This is a genomic window from Martinezella hainanensis (assembly GCF_900094555.1).
Classification (GTDB): Bacteria; Pseudomonadota; Alphaproteobacteria; order Rhizobiales; family Rhizobiaceae; genus Rhizobium; species Rhizobium hainanense.
Genome location: NZ_FMAC01000025.1, coordinates 14,898 through 29,681, shown reverse-complemented (window position 1 = coordinate 29,681; position 14,784 = coordinate 14,898). Strand labels below are relative to the sequence as shown.

Genomic DNA, 14,784 nt, shown 5'->3' with positions numbered 1-14,784 from the left:
TTCATGGCAATGCCGCTGTCGCAGGCGGAGACTGGCAGGAATTCTAGTCCGCCTTCAGCAGGGGTGCGGTGGCCGGCGCGGCAGTCTCGCAATAGCTGATCATCGCCTCCCCAGCCCGATCGAGATCCAATATCTTGAGAAGTCCTCTGGCCGCCTCGTTCGTTTCTTGCGCCGATAACGTGGCGGGCGCAAAAAGAGCTGCATAGAGCAGGATCAGACGGAAAGAATTCAGGTTAGTCGAGCTGCGCTTCGAACGCTTTTGCAAGCGTCTCGTAAAGCTGTGCCGATGCATCCTTGTTCTCCGCCTTATATTTGGAACTTACAAGTTTGGCGGCTTCGATAGCGGCGCGGAAAGCATCAATCCGAACCTGAGGCTCCAATTCGGCCTTGCTGCCGATGTCATTGCGATCAAAGGTTCCGACCCGGTATCCCCCATCAAGGTCGACGAGACCTATCTGAGGAACTCCGTCCTTCATTTGTCCAAAGAAGGCAGCACCAGCGTGGTTGCCGTCGCGGCGTCGCAGCATGCCATTGCCGGAGGCTTTGCCACCCGGGCAGGTGCCCGTCCAAAACGTAGGTCCGGCCGTCAGGGAAGCAGGCACCACGAACTTGCAATGGCTGGCGGGATCCTCCTACCATGTCTGCTCCGACCCAGCTCGAGCAAATTCGCTTGCTGCGAAAATTCCCAATGCGGCGAAGAATAGTGCCCAAAGCGGTGAAAAACGCTTGATCGAATCTGCGACCCTTTCGAGAAATCTGACGCTGCTTTGGCATCGGCAGAACATGCGGGAGTTCCTATTTAACAATAAATCATCGACAGAGGCGTGAGACACCGTCTTTTCCACAATGACGTTACCAGAATAAGCAATTCTTCCTGGCCACTTCGCCATGATCAACGACTGCTAGCCAGATCACGTGCGGTGGCCACAACGGGAAAGGCGCCTTTCAAAGAAATGACCGAGGCAGCCGGTTAGCCCCCACATGGAGAACACCAATTGAGAGCGAGCCGGCTCAGGCGTTGTCTATTGCTCTTGAGCCGATAAACCTACGCTCCACCAAGCCATTTAGCTAAGCATCCGCTAATCATCTGATATCATGGAATAAATTAGTCACGCGTAGTTACAAAGCCTCCACAGACCGGCAATCACGCCCACCCATGAGGATCTATCAATTACGCTCGAATTTCGACTGTAAATCGGCAAAGGGTCATGACGCCGATACGCAAATAACTCTTTGTAATTCCTCATGCTGTGGGGTTCTTTCGCGACGTTGAATCACAATCTGATCATTCGCCCTGTCACCGGAGGTGAATCCGATGACAGGGCCGGCCGTCGACGGGTGGCAGTGATGTCGGCGGCCGAGGGCAATCATCCACTATCCGAATAGACCTATGTTGAACACGGACCTTAGTCTGATGACGAGTGAACTCCTTAACTGGCCCGTCGCCGCACGGCCGATCGCCTATGCCGTTCCCGACGGTCTGCATCCGGGAGTCGCCCTCGCCGGGGCCTTTTCTGCAACATGCTATGCGCATTTGATGCGGTCGCTGTCGTTCATAATGAAGGTTAGCGATAGCGCTTGCTAGTGTCCGGCTGCCTCTAACTTTTCAGAAGGTTACGCAAATCGCGCCGGCCATCGACAATACGGACAATCTGTATCGTGTGAACAGATCCTTGATCGGTGTCTGGGATCTCTCGTAGAGAATCACATGAGGCGCTTGCACCAATATCCGCGCCGTGGGCGCGATTTCGGGGTGACGCTGGCCGAGCCGCGGTTGATCGGCCAAAAGGCCGACATTCTGCCTAAACTGCTCATAATAGCGTTCCGCCGCTTGTGGTTGGTGAAGACCGATCTCGACATAAATATTGATAACGTCGTCCTCGGCTTGAGGCGACCAAACGAGCTTAATCCCCATGATTGCGGGCGGCGTTCAGCTTTTGGCGGGCCGTTTCGTGGGTTGCTTCCAAATCAACGGCTTTTGCCGTGCCGCTGGCTTTTCCCTGCGCCCACAATTCACGGAGATCCTGAATATCGTTCTTCCGGCTGGCCCATTTCGCAGACCAGTCGCGCATAGCTTCGCGCACGATTTCGCTGCTGCTGGCATAAGCGCCGCTTTCGACCGCATCGCGCAAGAGCTCCGCCTGCTGCGGCGTTACCGCAATGCTGACCTTTGAGACGTTAGACATAATTGCCCTCTGCTGCTTTCTGGTAGGAAAGCTTACCACCGAACGCGTGCTGCCACCAAGAAAATTGCCAAGAGAACACAGAATCCGTCTCCACTAACTCGAAACAACGAGCCGGTTCTCCTCCTCGAATTCAGACATGGAATTTGTCAGTGCCCCTCGCAGCGCAACTAGGGCATCCGAGAGAGCGTTCGGAGTGCTTGAGTTCTCCTTGCTAATGCCACCCTCTGCCACGTTGGCAATCTGCGCCACGACCTCATTGGCCGACGCAAGTCCCAAGTCCAATAGATCGGTTTCCTCGTCCAAGTTAGCCCCTTCGGCACGCTCTGTTGCACCTAAACCCATATGGGATCGCACAACGCCACCCGGCCCGAAAAACATTTCCTCCAGCTCTGCCTTCTCAGGCAGCCGCGCTGCGATGACAGCCCAACGGGCTTCCGAAACCATCCGTCGCAGCGCCCATATTGAGGCGCGCGCCGATTTGCGAACCTGATATTCCCGGGTGAATGGAAGTGGGCTGCCTCTTAGCTCTCCAATTGTCTCTGGTGCCGTCCGTAGACGAAACAATAAATCAGCGGTCACACGATCGCTCGTGGCCTCCATTGCCAATCGATAGGCATGCATGAGGGAGGCCGGCTCTACAAACACGGCCTTGGCGTGTTCGAAGACGATCCTTTCATGATCAATTTGGCCGCCATGAAGAGGCATGCTGCCGACGGCCTCTGCAGTTTCTGTCAACTTCATGGGCTGCGGTTCGAATAGTGGCCATTCCGCACGCAACGTGAGGTCGGGGACGGTAAGCTCGCCCTTCCGCCCCTCTACCTCACGCCGGCGCGCCACGAACCGGCTATCGGCATAGAAATTCAGCTTGTTGAGAACGGCACCATAACCGCTGCGAATCTGCAAGATGGTGTTGTTGTCGTCCAGACGCTGAACGGCACCTGGATCCATCAGTGGTATAAGCTCAAAGCGTCCGGAGGATGCCTGCTTACCGAGAAGGAGGCCCTTCTGACGACCCCATCCTTCCCGCTCCTCGTATTTGCGGCCGAGGTTGTCGGACACGATCTTGGCCGTGAAATCATCACCAACGGCGATACTGAGCTTGATATCCATGTTGCCAAGCAGGGCGTTGCGCGCCTGTTGGCCATAGCGCTCATCAAGCTGCGGAATATTTTGGGCCACGAGCGCGATCGTCAAACCATAGCCGGCGACCAACGGCGCTCGCTTGATGATCTCCGGTAGCCGCTCGAACTGATAGAACTCATCGAGCATCATCAGGATCTTGTGCGGCTCGTCGGCGCCCGGCAGTGATCGCAACATCACATCATGGATCTGCTGGATCAGCAGACGAATGATCGGCTCGACCGTTCCAAAATCCGAGACGGGAGCGGCGATGAACAACGACAGCGGTTTGCGGCGTAGATTGCGAATATCGAAATCACTCGCCGAGCAGGCCTCAGCAATCAGCAGATTGTTGAAGGCTGCCAGCGCGGTCGTCACGTGACCTTCGAAAGACGGCCTCTGTTCCTCGTCGCGACCGAGATGTTGACGAAAGCTGCTGACGACAAACTGGTCGAGCTCGGGTTCGTTGGCGATGATATCGTGCAGCACGGCCGAGAATGACCGGCCCGTCGAGAACAGTCGCAACACGGACCGCAGGTTTCGCCTGCCTTCCATGGTCGACGATTCCAGGACATAGCCAAGGCATCCGGCAAGCAGCCCTCGGGCGGTTTGCTTCCAGTAGGCTTCTTCCTTCTCGCCGATCGGCAACAGGGTTGCGGCCAGATTGATGAGGTCCGTTGACCGCTCAGGCCACGCGCGCACGAACTCAAGCGGGTTCCAGCAATGCGAACGCGCCGATCCCGGCGCAAAGACAAAGCATTGCTGGCCCATGGCAATTCGCGCCGGCCCGGTCAAAGTGTAGTTTTCGAGTTTGACGTCGAGGACGATCACCGATCCCTGGTACTCGAGGAGGTTCGGCATGACGAAGCCGCGACCCTTGCCGGAGCGCGAGGGTCCGTTGACGAAGAAATGGCTGTCGCCGCTATAGCGGACATCGACGGCCGAACTGCCCTTACCGAACGTGCCGAGAAGCACCGACTTACCCGGCTGACCGCCGAGAAGGCCGGCGGCTTCAAGATCTTTGAGCGTGGCAAAGCGCGACCCATCCGCTGGTGGCCTCACCTGCCACGGCCGCTTGATCAACAGCATGATGCCGCCGGCGAGGATGGCGGCCTCGCTCAATGTCGCAATGGTCGCGCGTAAGGACAGCTTCGCGATCGCGGCATTGCCGTGATAATACCAAGCTTGCTTGAGCGGCATCAGGACGTCGTCACCACTAAAGCTCTTCCACATAGCCGTGCTCTTCAGCATGAGGAAAGACAGAGCGGAGTAGTTTGCCGACCAAGCATAGAATACAGCAGCTGCGCCGACGATTGGCCCCGCGATTAAAAGGGCGACCTTCTCAAAACGCTTCATTGCGGTACCTCATGCGGATTCGTATCTTTCCGAGATACAAAACCTTGACCGGCGTATCTCTTCTGGATACAGTCGGGCTCATGATCAAGACGTCGAAAGACAAGCGGCTGGGCGCGATACGTGCTGGAAAAGCTCCCAAGGGATTTCCAGCCGATATTGTCGCCAGGGCTCAACGGCGTCTGGCGCAGCTTGACGCGGCGACAAGCCTCGACGACTTGCGCGTTCCACCGTCCAACCATCTCGAAGCGCTTCATGGCGACCGTAAAGGGCAATATAGCGGGATCAATGACCAGTGGCGCATCTGCTTTGAATGGCGGGATGGCGATGCCTTCGAAGTCGAGATCGTCTGACATCATTGAAGGAGCATATTCATGACGTCCGATAGCCCGCGCCCCATTCATCCTGGGGAAATTCTCAAGGAAGACTTTTTGCCGGAATACGGCTTGACCCCAGGTTCGCTCGCAAAGGCCCTGCTGATCCCGCGTGATCGTATGGAGAAGATTGTTCGCGGACAGCGCGATATCACGGCTGACACGGCCCTTCGGCTCGGGCGCTATTTCGGGACCACCGCCCAGTTCTGGATCAATCTGCAGTCCAACTACGATCTTCTCGTCGCCGACCAGCGCTTTCACGACGACATCGAACAGATTGCCCCGCATAAGACGGCGGCGTGACGTAACAAAGGGTCGGTTCATTTTGGGCCGCTCCATTTGTTGAAATAAATCTCGCGCACGCCGCGGCGGCCTGTCGCCGGATCGCGGGCGACCTGGATCACGACAGGCACGACGAAGCGGACGAATTCCATCAGCTCCGCTTTCGTCAAACTAAGACTCGCCTGCATCGTCGCCATGGCAAGGCGCTCATAGGCACCCAACGGATTGTCCGCATGCAGTGTCGAGATCGACCCGGGATGCCCGGTATTGACGGCCTGAAGGAAGCTGAAGGCTTCGACGCCGCGGATCTCGCCCATGAAGATCCGATCCGGACGCAGGCGAAGAGCTGCTTCCAGGCACTCCTGAATCGTGGTGCGCGCTCTTCCCTGCCCGCCTTTCGATGCCACGAGCGCCAGATAGTTCGGCTGCGGCGGCTTCAGCTCCCGAGTATCCTCGATCGACACAAGCCGCTCCCATGCCGGCACATCCTTCAAAAGCCCATTGAAAAACGTCGTCTTGCCGCTCGATGTCCCCCCGGAGATCAACATGGTGACCCGGCTTTCGACCGCAAAGCGCAACCACTCCCGCCGCGACTTAGGCGTCGGGTCCTGCAGGCGGGCAATGAGCTCGACATCGAGTTCGCTGAGGTCCCCGACCTCCCCGCGCTTCGGACCACTGACTTTGACATTGTCGAGCCCACCGAGGCCAAGATAGTCATCCAGGCTCATATCGCGGATGACCTGCTTGCGGATCGCAAAGGCACCGCCCGAGGCTGCGACCGGCGACAATACCGCCTGAAACCGCTCGCCATTGGGCATGGCCGCCGACAGAAGCGGCGTCTCCTCATTGACGCTCTGCTGTGTGGTGCCGGCGATCATTTGGGCGAGTGCAATGATCGCCTTATGGTCGAGACCAGGCACGACGTGACGGACCATATGACTGGCAACCATGCTCTCGATCCAGATTTCGCCTGGCCGATTGCACATGATCTCGATGACATCGGGATCTTCCAGCCACCGCCGGATCGGCTGGGCGGTCTGCCTGACATAGATGGGCAGACTGTCCCATAGGGATTCTTCAGCCTTCGCTGAGGCGCTCATTGCCTCAATGTCTGCTCTTGGCGCGGCGAAGTTCATTGACGGCTTCCTTGACCGGATCGGGATAAAGGGAGGAGAAATCGAGATCCTTGCGGACGAAGACCATGATCTCCGTTCCCTGATCGACGTGGATCGTCGGCGGAATATTGATCGAATCCTTGAGCGCAATGTTCGCCATATCGGCCATGGTCTGGGACAGGGTCTGCTGCGCCTGCGTCTGTGCGTTCGAGCTGGTCGACGACGAGGACGAATTGCTCGATCCATCGCTGTTGAGGCCGGCGACGAAGGACGACACCCCACCAACGAGGCTGAGAACGGCCGCGGCACCAAAGCGTTCGAGATGGTGCTTGTCGACGAAACCAGAGAGACCCGAGCGACCGAGATCATCGGTGCCATAGGAGCCGAGTGCCACCGAGGTGCCGTCGCTGCGCAGCGCCCGCGTCCAGACGATCAGGATTCGTGTCTGCCCACGCGCCATGCCGCTCTTGTATTCGCCCGTCAGCATCGTTCCTTTGGGGAGAAGGATTCGCCGACCGTCGAAGGAATAGACATCGGTCGACGTGACCGCCCGCACCATGCCGGGCAGATCGGACTGGATGGCCGTCTCAAGCACACCGCGGATCAGTGTCCCCTGCGGGATCAAGGCATCGATGCGCTCATTGCGGGACGCTGTCACCGTCTCGACGTCCTCAGATCCCACCGATTGCACGAACTTGCGGTTCGGATCATCGTCAGCCGGACTGCCCGTAGCCGACGTCGAGCCGGATGCCGTTCCCTGGCCCGCGAGGCTGCCGTTTTGGCCTGACGTGCCCTCGTTGACAACAAGCATGTTCGACTGGAGCCGCGCGAGACGCAGTGCCTCTGCTTTCCTTACCTGCTCCGCCGCCTCAGTCGCACGACGCGCGGCGTCATCGTCGACGGCTGGCTGAATCACGACAGGCGCTTGTACCTGCACCGGAGGCGGCTCTACGACCACCGGCGTCGGTGGCGTCAGCACCAGCTTGTTGTCGGCTGGCGTCACCGGCGGATTTTGCGGGTCGAAATTCAGGTTGCCGGCATGGCTTGCCGTACGGAACTCTTCCTTATCTCCCCCCGCCTTCTTCTGGCCGTCAGGCCGGATGAAACTGACATAGCCGGCATAGGCGAGAACTCCGAGTGCTACTGACGCCAACAGGATCGGCATCAATTTGCCGCGCGTGCGATCACCTGATCTGGTGACGGTTTCGACAATGCGCGCCTCTTCCTCAAAATCAATGGCCACGGCTGATCTCCTGAGGTTTGTTGTCGACCGGCCGGCTCGATGCGATCGCCGGTCGCAAATTGAAGACACAAGTCGCGACCTTGCCCGAGCGCAGCGTCCATTGACGCGCGACCTTGTCGATGACGATGTAGTCGCCTTCGCGGCGGTAATTGACGAGCGATTCACTGCCATCAGATTTGACGGCAAAGAAGGCAGGCACTTCGCCGCTGAACTGGAAAAAGGTCTTGGTGCCGTCGTCGAACGCCGACGTCGGCCTGTTGTCGACGGCACCCTTGTAGCCATAGTCGTAGTTCAGCCGGCCAGGATTGGCCAACGCCGCCTTGACGTTCGGCATGGCGGCATTCTGCCGGGCCGTGGCCAGGAGGTTCGCATCGGTCGAATCCTCGGGATAGGAGAACCGGAGCTTGACGACGGCGGTCCTGGTATTGCCGGGCTTCGCCCCATTGAGGAAGAAGGTATAGACCCGTTTGGAGGTGATAACGTTCATATTGGTCTGCGCGTCCGGCTGCAGCGGCTTGATGAAGAGGAACCTTTTTGACTGATCGGGCACGGCTTGCCAGGCCAGACTGTCGCCCATGGCAACGGTGGCGATCTGCTCGTCATCGTTGAAGACGATCATGGTGGAAACACCCATCATGCCGGCGAGATAGACGATATTGTCCTTCTGGAAGGGCGCAGTGCGGATCCGTTCATCCGCCTTGACTGATTGCGGCTGCACCTCGGCTGAGGCGATCTGCGCCTGTATCAGGAAGATTGTTCCGATCGCGGCGGCTAGCAGGAGTGATCTCCTCTTCACTGGGTCTCCTCCCCAGGCGTCACCGTTTCCTGATCGCGGCGATATTCCGTCACCTGGAATCCAAGCGGATTGTCGAAGCGCCAGTCGTTGCGCATTGGCTCCGACGTATATTTGAACCGGACATTGGCGACCCAATGCTCGGTCACCGTCGGGCCGGATGAACCGGTGCGCGTCGTCGAGAAGCGGACAGCCGCAGTGCTATCGTTGAGAAAGATGACGCTTTTGACGAAGACGCTGACGACAGTGTTCGGGCCATAGAGCTTGACCGGATTGTTCGGGTTGGCGCCGGAATAGGTATTGGCGAGGTCGGTTGCCGCCTTGCCTGTGGAGTAGAGGGAGGCAAGATCGTAGTTGTAGCGCAGGCCCTTTGGATCATAGGTCTCGCGGGCGCGGATGAAGCGAACGATATTGGCGCGGGTGACGGCTTCGTTCTGGGTGAGATCGCCTCCCTGTTGGAGGGGGCGGCTTGCCTCGACATAGCCCGTGGTCTTGTCGACCTCGAGCACGACGACATCGAAGGACTTTAAGGGGAGTAAGGCCCAAAGAAGCCCGATGGCGCCGGCAAGCGCCATGCCAAGGGCAACCGAGACCGATCGCCATGCGCCGCGCGAAACAGCCACAGATCGATAGACGGAACGCTCCCAGCGCTCCCCTTCGCTGTAGTAGCGAGGATCGACTTGCTTAGCGACTGCATCGAGCAATTCAGCCCGTCTGGATGACGCTCCTGCTGCCTCGGGTTTGTCGTCATGCGTGCCCATTGCTACTCCTGGAATCATGGTTGAGCATCAGCCAACGATGCTGATTGCCTGCGGCATTCTGGATTTGTCGGTTCGGGATCTGCTGTGGCGGGACCTATCTGCGTGCATTCTGAGCGGCCGCCCGCACCTGGGCTGCGGCCGGATCGCCGTCACTGATCGTTCCGGATTGTCCCCGCATTCTGCTGGCCATCGCACCGCCGGCGTCGACCGCTCCTCTTGCCGCCCCGGCAATGCCAGTCGTGCCAAGCACTGCCGCCATCCACAGGCTGCGTGTCGCGAATCTTCCGGCAAGCCCGGCTTGCCCGTCGATCCGGGGGCCGCCGCCGGCAACAGCCAATGCGACCGGGATGGAATGCAGCAGCAGGTAGATGGTGACGATCGACATCATCAGGAACGGCGCGACCGTCGTCATATTGGCGCCACTTGCGTCTGAGCTCAGTGCATCGACCCTGCCCTTCAGCAGTGTCAGCATCAGGCCGAGAATGACATAGACGACGATCGGCAGCAGGGCGTAACCGGCGAGACTGCCGATCCAGCCATCGACCACGCGTGAGGTCAGATTGAACAGCGCACAGCAGAGCACGATCGGGCCGATTGCAAGCAGAATGAACATGGTCATCTTGCCGATCATCAGCAATGTGACTGCTACCGCACAGAGGATACAGACGACGGCGAGCACGACGATGGCAAGAATGTACATGCCGACGGCCGTGATGCCGGCTGCGTCCACCATGTCTTTGACGACGGCCATTCCTCCATTCCAGATGTCCGTCATGCCCTGGCTGATCGATGAGCCTGAAGTGCCATCGCCGCCACAATCACTCCCGCCTGTCGCCTGGCACACGACCGCCGCCATGGCATCCGGCGCCTTCAGCAGCGGATTGACGATCAATGGTTGATAGGTCGCCCAGGAGGTGATGAGGGTATAGCAGATGAAGGCGCGACCGAACCGCCAGACGAAGGCGCCGGCGGTCATCTGCGCCCGGCCGAACAGCATCTCGTAACCCCACCAGACGACATAGACGGCAAGCCCCGCCAGAAACACCGGGCCGAGGTTGGTCGCAAGCGTCGTGTACATGCTCTGCACAGCGCTGACGCCCATCGTATCGATCTTGCCGAATAGAATGTCGAAGGGATTCATCGAAAGGACGTTCCTTTAGAGGACCGTGACACCGCCAGCGCGACCGCCGTTGGCGGCGCTGGGATCGCCCCGACCACTTGCATCGCGACTGATCAGGGTGACGCTATTCTGGCGCACCATCGGCCCGCAAGCGGTGAGATCTGTGGCAAAGGCTGAGGATGAGAACATCGATCCGGCCGAGGCCGAACACGGCGCCTTCAGCTCTTTATGGCTGGCGCATCCCGGCAAGGCGGCAAAAGCCGCCAGCGCGACGCCGAGGATGGCTACTTGTAATCCGTCTTTCATGAAGCTTCCGCCCCTCTTCATTCGCGATCAATTGCCGATGAACGACGCCTTGGCCGGATCGTAGGTCATGAACTCCGACGTGGCGGCTTCGGCGGCGAGCTGTCGCATCTGCTCGGCATTCAGCGCCGCATTGCCGGCATTGACGGCGCCGACGAGCTCGTTGACGGTCTGCGCTGTCTGGGTCTGGACCTGCGAGTTCTGGTCGATCGATCCCTTGATGTCGGTGGCTGTGCCGATCTGCGACTGGACGCCCTGGAATGCCGTCGATCTCTGTTGCGTGGCGCTTTGTGTGCCGGCAATGGAGGCGGTCAGCGCGGTCGCCGTGTTGATCAGCCCCTGATAGGCCTTGTCACCGCGCGTCATTCCCGAGCCGCTCAATTGTCCCGACAGGGATTTGACCAGATTAAGGCCGTTCAGGATCGTGGCCGCCGTATTGCCGAAGGAACCGAGATTGCCCCAGGCCATCTGTCCCTGCAGCAGCGAGGAGAAGTCAGGCGCATTGCCCATGGAAAATCCGCTGCCAAGCGCGGTGCCTGCGATCTGCGCGGTGGAACGGTTGCCGGTGACGGCGGCCAGCGTTTTGTTGACCGTTTGCAGGATGTCGCTGTTCGACGACATGATTTGCGCGGTGTTTTCCGCCGTCTTTGTCGCCTGCGACAGCGTTGCATCGTCACGAACCGGCACCTCGGCATAGGCGCTGGCCACTGGGATCGCCACGTTGGTCATCGCAACGGCAAGCGCTGCCTTCATGATCATCTTGCTCATTTTACCTCTCCCGATGTGTTTGCCGTCGGCGCCGCAGCACCTGGACTGACCTTTGATGGTGCCGGCTTGTCGTCAGTGAACGAGAGCTTGCCCGGGTCGTAGTCCATGACGTGTTTTGCGGCCTTTTCGGCTGCAGCCTGCCTTGCCTGCTGTTCGCTGATGAAAATATTGGCCCGAACCAGAACCACCACCAGCGCACTTGCGGCGGCCACGCCCACTATCTTGACCACCAGTCCTGTCGGGATCGTCATCGTCAGTTGCCTCCGTTGCCCGCATCATCATTGACAAAGGACGCCTTCGCCGGATTGTAGGTCATGACCCTGGTGGCGGCACTTTCGGCGGCTGCGGCATCGATCAGGCGCTGATTGCGCATCTGAACCGTCGTATTGACCGCGCCGATCGCCTGGTTCCAGATCTGCGCCCCTGAGAGACGGACCGCCGAGTTCTGATCCATAGCGCCCTGTAGGGAATTTGCCGTGCCGATTGCATTCTGCTGGCTCTTCAACGTCGATGCATTCGAGCTGATGGCGGCTGCGACCGCCGCAAGCGCATTGACGACTTGTCCGGCATTCTTTGTCTTCAGCGCAGTGACCCCCTGCCCGACCGCCAGCAATATCGCCAGATCACTATTACCGATCGTCGTTCCGGACAGCGGGGAACCAGACACGCTGGCGCCGTTCACCTGCCCCACGCCAGCAAGATCCCCTTGTGTCGAGAGGCTGGTCGTCACCCCGCGCGACGGTGCGACCGTCGACTGCTTGTAGGTCCGCGCCCGCTGCATGCACGCAGCGATGTTCGTCTCCTTGGTCGTGCGTGAGGCATCATTGACCGGAACCTCGGCCTGCGCCGTCCATGCGATCGAAACGACGCCGACGAGTGCCAGGCTTATTGCTCGTGATCGGTTGCACATCGATATTCCGCTCATGGGTGCTCCCCGGCAGGACCTGCCGGCTCCTGTTGCCGACCGCAGAAATAGGGAAGCCATTGTTCCGGCGCGTCGCCATAACGCTGACGCAGGCGCTCGCACTCGGCGACCGTCTCCGCGCGGCCGGACAAAACTTTGACGAACTCCGGCATATCAGACAGATCGAGGCGGGCGATCACGCTGTCATGATCATGCTTGACGAGAAACTGACGGCTGGCCGACGAAGTGGTCTTGACCCATTCGAACTGGACCTCCGAGAGGCCAAATCCACGCACATAGCTGTCATGATCCGCCTTGGGATTGGGAAAGAAGATGTTCGTCGGGCTTTGCTCCAGCAACGTATGGGCAATGCGTGAGGTGGTGATATCGCGGGCCGACTGCGTGCCGATCCCGACAATGCCGTTCTTCTTGCGGATGGTTTTGAGCTGGTCGTTGATGAAGGCGCCGGCCTTGTCGTCGCCGAGCAGTTTCCAGCCTTCATCGACAAAGAGCATCATCGGCCTGACACCATCGAGCATCTGGCCAATGCGAAAGAAGATATAGCCGAGGGCTGCTGTCCGGATCTCCGAATCGTCGAGTACGGCGGTCAGATCGAAGCCGAACACACCGCGCTCTGCATCCCAGAGATCGATGGGATTGTCGAACAGCCATCCGCGCGTGTCGCGCCAGGCTTCGAAACGGGAGGCAAGATCATCGCGTCCGGCTATTTCGCCGCCGCGCAGCAAATGGACGACGTCGGAAAACAGCCGTTCGCGGATGGGGACATTGAAGATCTGCTCGATAGCACGAGCGAGGATTTTTTCCTGCTCAGGAGAAAGTTTTTCCGCCTCATCCTTCGGTCGAACAATATAGCTCAGCAAATCATAGACGAACGCTCTGTTCTCTGGGGTGTCTTCGAGCTGCAGCGGATTGAAGCCTGTGGGAATGCCCGGCTGCAGGACCTCATATTGTCCGCCACAGGCGCGGATAAAAATCTCTCCACCACGGTCCTTGTCGAAGAAGGCGCAGCGCGGCTGCGGTCGCGTCCGCATGGCTTGTGCCAGCAGGAACAGGAGGCCAACCGTTTTGCCAGAGCCAGTCGGGCCGGTCACGATGAAGTTGCCGACCTCCCCTTTGTGGAAGTTGAAGAAGTAGGGTGTCATCGAGGTCGACTGCAGCAGCGAGATGGCAGGCCCCCAGTGGTTGCCACTGGGCTTTCCGAGAGCAAAGTTATGAAAGGACGCCAGGCCGCAGAAGTTTCGGGAGGAGATCAGCGCGCGCCTGGCGATATAGGCGAAGTTTCCAGGAAGCTGGGCGAAAAAGGCCGGCTCGGCATTCAGATCCTCACGCACGACAACCATGCCGGCGTGCTGCAGCTCCTTGGTGATTGCCTGGACGCTGGCTTCGGTTTCCTTGATCGAGTTGCCAAGCGCCATGACCGAGAGGTGATGATACCCCATGACGGAGCGGCCATTGACCAGCTCGTCGCGTGCAATCGAGATCGCGCTTTCGAGGCTGGTCCCGCGCTCGTCAGACACGCTGATCTGCCGTTGGATGCGATCCATTTCCGACAGGACCGGAGCGCGGTCGGCGAGGGAAAAACTTTGCGACACGATGAACTCACCGGGAATCTTCAGCAGCCCATCGATCATGCCTGTTGCGGTGTAAGGCGGGTATTCGCGGATCGACAGCATCGCGCCGAAACGGGTTTCAATGTCGCTGCCACCCCGCAGCTCGAGCAGGCGCCGGCCGAAGGTGATGCGCCGGGTCGGCAGATATTCGTCGAGTGGCATGCGTGGCAACAGCATGTTCATCGGCTGGCCACCATTCAAAAGCATGCCCAAGAACTCGAGCAGTTCCGAGGATACACTGTGCTGGCGAAGCACGGCCTTCAGGACTCGAGCGCCGTAGGCTTCCAATCCCTTGACGATATTGGCGACGTGCTGACGCAGCTCCTGGCGAGCCTCGCGATCGAGCGCCGGCTCGGAAACGCCGGCTGCCCTGCGGAATTGTGCAAGCAGTGTATCGGCAAGGCCTACCCTCCCCTGAAACCCGCGCCGAATGACCGTCAGGTAGAGTTCGTTCGTGTACATGCGACTGTCGGCAAGACCATGCATGTAGCGGTCGTTCAGATCCCTGCAGAAGGGGATGTCGAATTCTCCGGCGATCTCGGGCGGTATGCGACGCCGGACAATATGGGAGTAAACGGCAAAGCGGCTATCGGCGAGCGCCCGGATCAAAGTGTTGCGAGCCGTCGCCTCGGCATCGATGATTTCCTGATCGGCGGTCTGATGGCAGAAGCCATCAAGCTTGATGACCGACAGCAACATGCCATCCTTGGTCCGGAGCGTGTCTTCGTCGATGTGCCTCAGATAGGGAATGTGCGCCGAAATCGCCTTTTCCCGGCCGATCTCAGCCCCAAATCGAAGGTCCTTGCGAACTGCCCTGTCCATGGAAAGCTCC

16 protein-coding genes are annotated in these 14,784 nt (G+C 59.2%); 2 read left to right on the top strand and 14 right to left on the bottom strand.

Going from position 1 to position 14,784, the window contains the following annotated elements; translation table 11 throughout:
• Positions 1 to 233: 233 nt before the first annotated feature.
• From GA0061100_RS35510 to GA0061100_RS33585, 4 genes are all read right to left on the bottom strand, one after another.
• Positions 234 to 527, bottom strand: coding sequence for a hypothetical protein (locus tag GA0061100_RS35510; protein ID WP_342197052.1), 294 nt, complete (start codon positions 525 to 527; stop codon positions 234 to 236).
• A gap of 1,079 nt (positions 528 to 1,606) precedes the next feature.
• Positions 1,607 to 1,915 (bottom strand): type II toxin-antitoxin system RelE/ParE family toxin, encoded by a 309-nt coding sequence (locus tag GA0061100_RS33595; RefSeq protein ID WP_342197051.1) that lies wholly within the window; start codon positions 1,913 to 1,915, stop codon positions 1,607 to 1,609.
• Positions 1,905 to 2,186, bottom strand: a complete 282-nt coding sequence (locus GA0061100_RS33590) for a ribbon-helix-helix domain-containing protein (protein WP_075857184.1) — start codon at positions 2,184 to 2,186, stop codon at positions 1,905 to 1,907. Before GA0061100_RS33590 ends, GA0061100_RS33595 begins: the two co-directional genes overlap by 11 nt.
• Positions 2,187 to 2,279: 93 nt before the next feature.
• Entirely contained in the window at positions 2,280 to 4,661 is a 2,382-nt protein-coding gene (locus tag GA0061100_RS33585) for a type IV secretory system conjugative DNA transfer family protein (RefSeq protein ID WP_075857183.1), read from the bottom strand.
• A gap of 80 nt (positions 4,662 to 4,741) precedes the next feature.
• On the opposite strand from GA0061100_RS33585, the gene GA0061100_RS33580 reads away from it, so the two are divergent.
• Both GA0061100_RS33580 and GA0061100_RS33575 read left to right on the top strand, forming a co-directional pair.
• On the top strand, positions 4,742 to 5,011 hold the full coding sequence (locus GA0061100_RS33580) for a type II toxin-antitoxin system RelE/ParE family toxin (RefSeq protein WP_075857193.1): 270 nt from the start codon (positions 4,742 to 4,744) through the stop codon (positions 5,009 to 5,011).
• 21 nt (positions 5,012 to 5,032) lie between these two features.
• On the top strand, positions 5,033 to 5,335 hold the full coding sequence (locus GA0061100_RS33575) for a HigA family addiction module antitoxin (RefSeq protein ID WP_075857182.1): 303 nt from the start codon (positions 5,033 to 5,035) through the stop codon (positions 5,333 to 5,335).
• A 17-nt stretch (positions 5,336 to 5,352) separates the two neighbouring features.
• Here GA0061100_RS33575 and virB11 read toward each other — a convergent pair whose 3' ends face one another.
• From virB11 to GA0061100_RS33525, 10 genes are all read right to left on the bottom strand, one after another.
• Positions 5,353 to 6,414, bottom strand: a complete 1,062-nt coding sequence (virB11, locus tag GA0061100_RS33570) for a P-type DNA transfer ATPase VirB11 (protein ID WP_075857192.1) — start codon at positions 6,412 to 6,414, stop codon at positions 5,353 to 5,355.
• Positions 6,415 to 6,418: 4 nt separating this feature from the next.
• On the bottom strand, positions 6,419 to 7,672 hold the full coding sequence (virB10, locus tag GA0061100_RS33565) for a type IV secretion system protein VirB10 (protein WP_075857181.1): 1,254 nt from the start codon (positions 7,670 to 7,672) through the stop codon (positions 6,419 to 6,421).
• Positions 7,662 to 8,468 (bottom strand): TrbG/VirB9 family P-type conjugative transfer protein, encoded by an 807-nt coding sequence (locus GA0061100_RS33560; RefSeq protein ID WP_244558031.1) that lies wholly within the window; start codon positions 8,466 to 8,468, stop codon positions 7,662 to 7,664. Before GA0061100_RS33560 ends, virB10 begins: the two co-directional genes overlap by 11 nt.
• Entirely contained in the window at positions 8,465 to 9,226 is a 762-nt protein-coding gene (locus GA0061100_RS33555; RefSeq protein ID WP_083961520.1) for a VirB8 family type IV secretion system protein, read from the bottom strand. The genes GA0061100_RS33560 and GA0061100_RS33555 overlap by 4 nt, the downstream gene beginning before the upstream one ends.
• 94 nt (positions 9,227 to 9,320) lie before the next feature.
• Positions 9,321 to 10,367 carry a TrbL/VirB6 family protein gene (locus GA0061100_RS33550; protein WP_244558030.1) on the bottom strand — a complete coding sequence of 349 codons (1,047 nt, stop codon included), beginning with the start codon at positions 10,365 to 10,367 and terminating at the stop codon, positions 9,321 to 9,323.
• A 15-nt stretch (positions 10,368 to 10,382) separates the two neighbouring features.
• Positions 10,383 to 10,652 carry a hypothetical protein gene (locus tag GA0061100_RS33545; protein WP_075857180.1) on the bottom strand — a complete coding sequence of 90 codons (270 nt, stop codon included), beginning with the start codon at positions 10,650 to 10,652 and terminating at the stop codon, positions 10,383 to 10,385.
• 27 nt (positions 10,653 to 10,679) lie between these two features.
• Entirely contained in the window at positions 10,680 to 11,417 is a 738-nt protein-coding gene (locus GA0061100_RS33540) for a type IV secretion system protein (RefSeq protein ID WP_075857179.1), read from the bottom strand.
• Entirely contained in the window at positions 11,414 to 11,668 is a 255-nt protein-coding gene (locus tag GA0061100_RS33535) for a hypothetical protein (RefSeq protein ID WP_075857178.1), read from the bottom strand. The genes GA0061100_RS33540 and GA0061100_RS33535 overlap by 4 nt, the downstream gene beginning before the upstream one ends.
• Before the next feature lie 2 nt (positions 11,669 to 11,670).
• Entirely contained in the window at positions 11,671 to 12,342 is a 672-nt protein-coding gene (locus tag GA0061100_RS33530; protein WP_244558029.1) for a hypothetical protein, read from the bottom strand.
• Positions 12,339 to 14,774 (bottom strand): VirB4 family type IV secretion/conjugal transfer ATPase, encoded by a 2,436-nt coding sequence (locus GA0061100_RS33525; protein WP_075857177.1) that lies wholly within the window; start codon positions 14,772 to 14,774, stop codon positions 12,339 to 12,341. The genes GA0061100_RS33530 and GA0061100_RS33525 overlap by 4 nt, the downstream gene beginning before the upstream one ends.
• Positions 14,775 to 14,784: the final 10 nt, after the last annotated feature.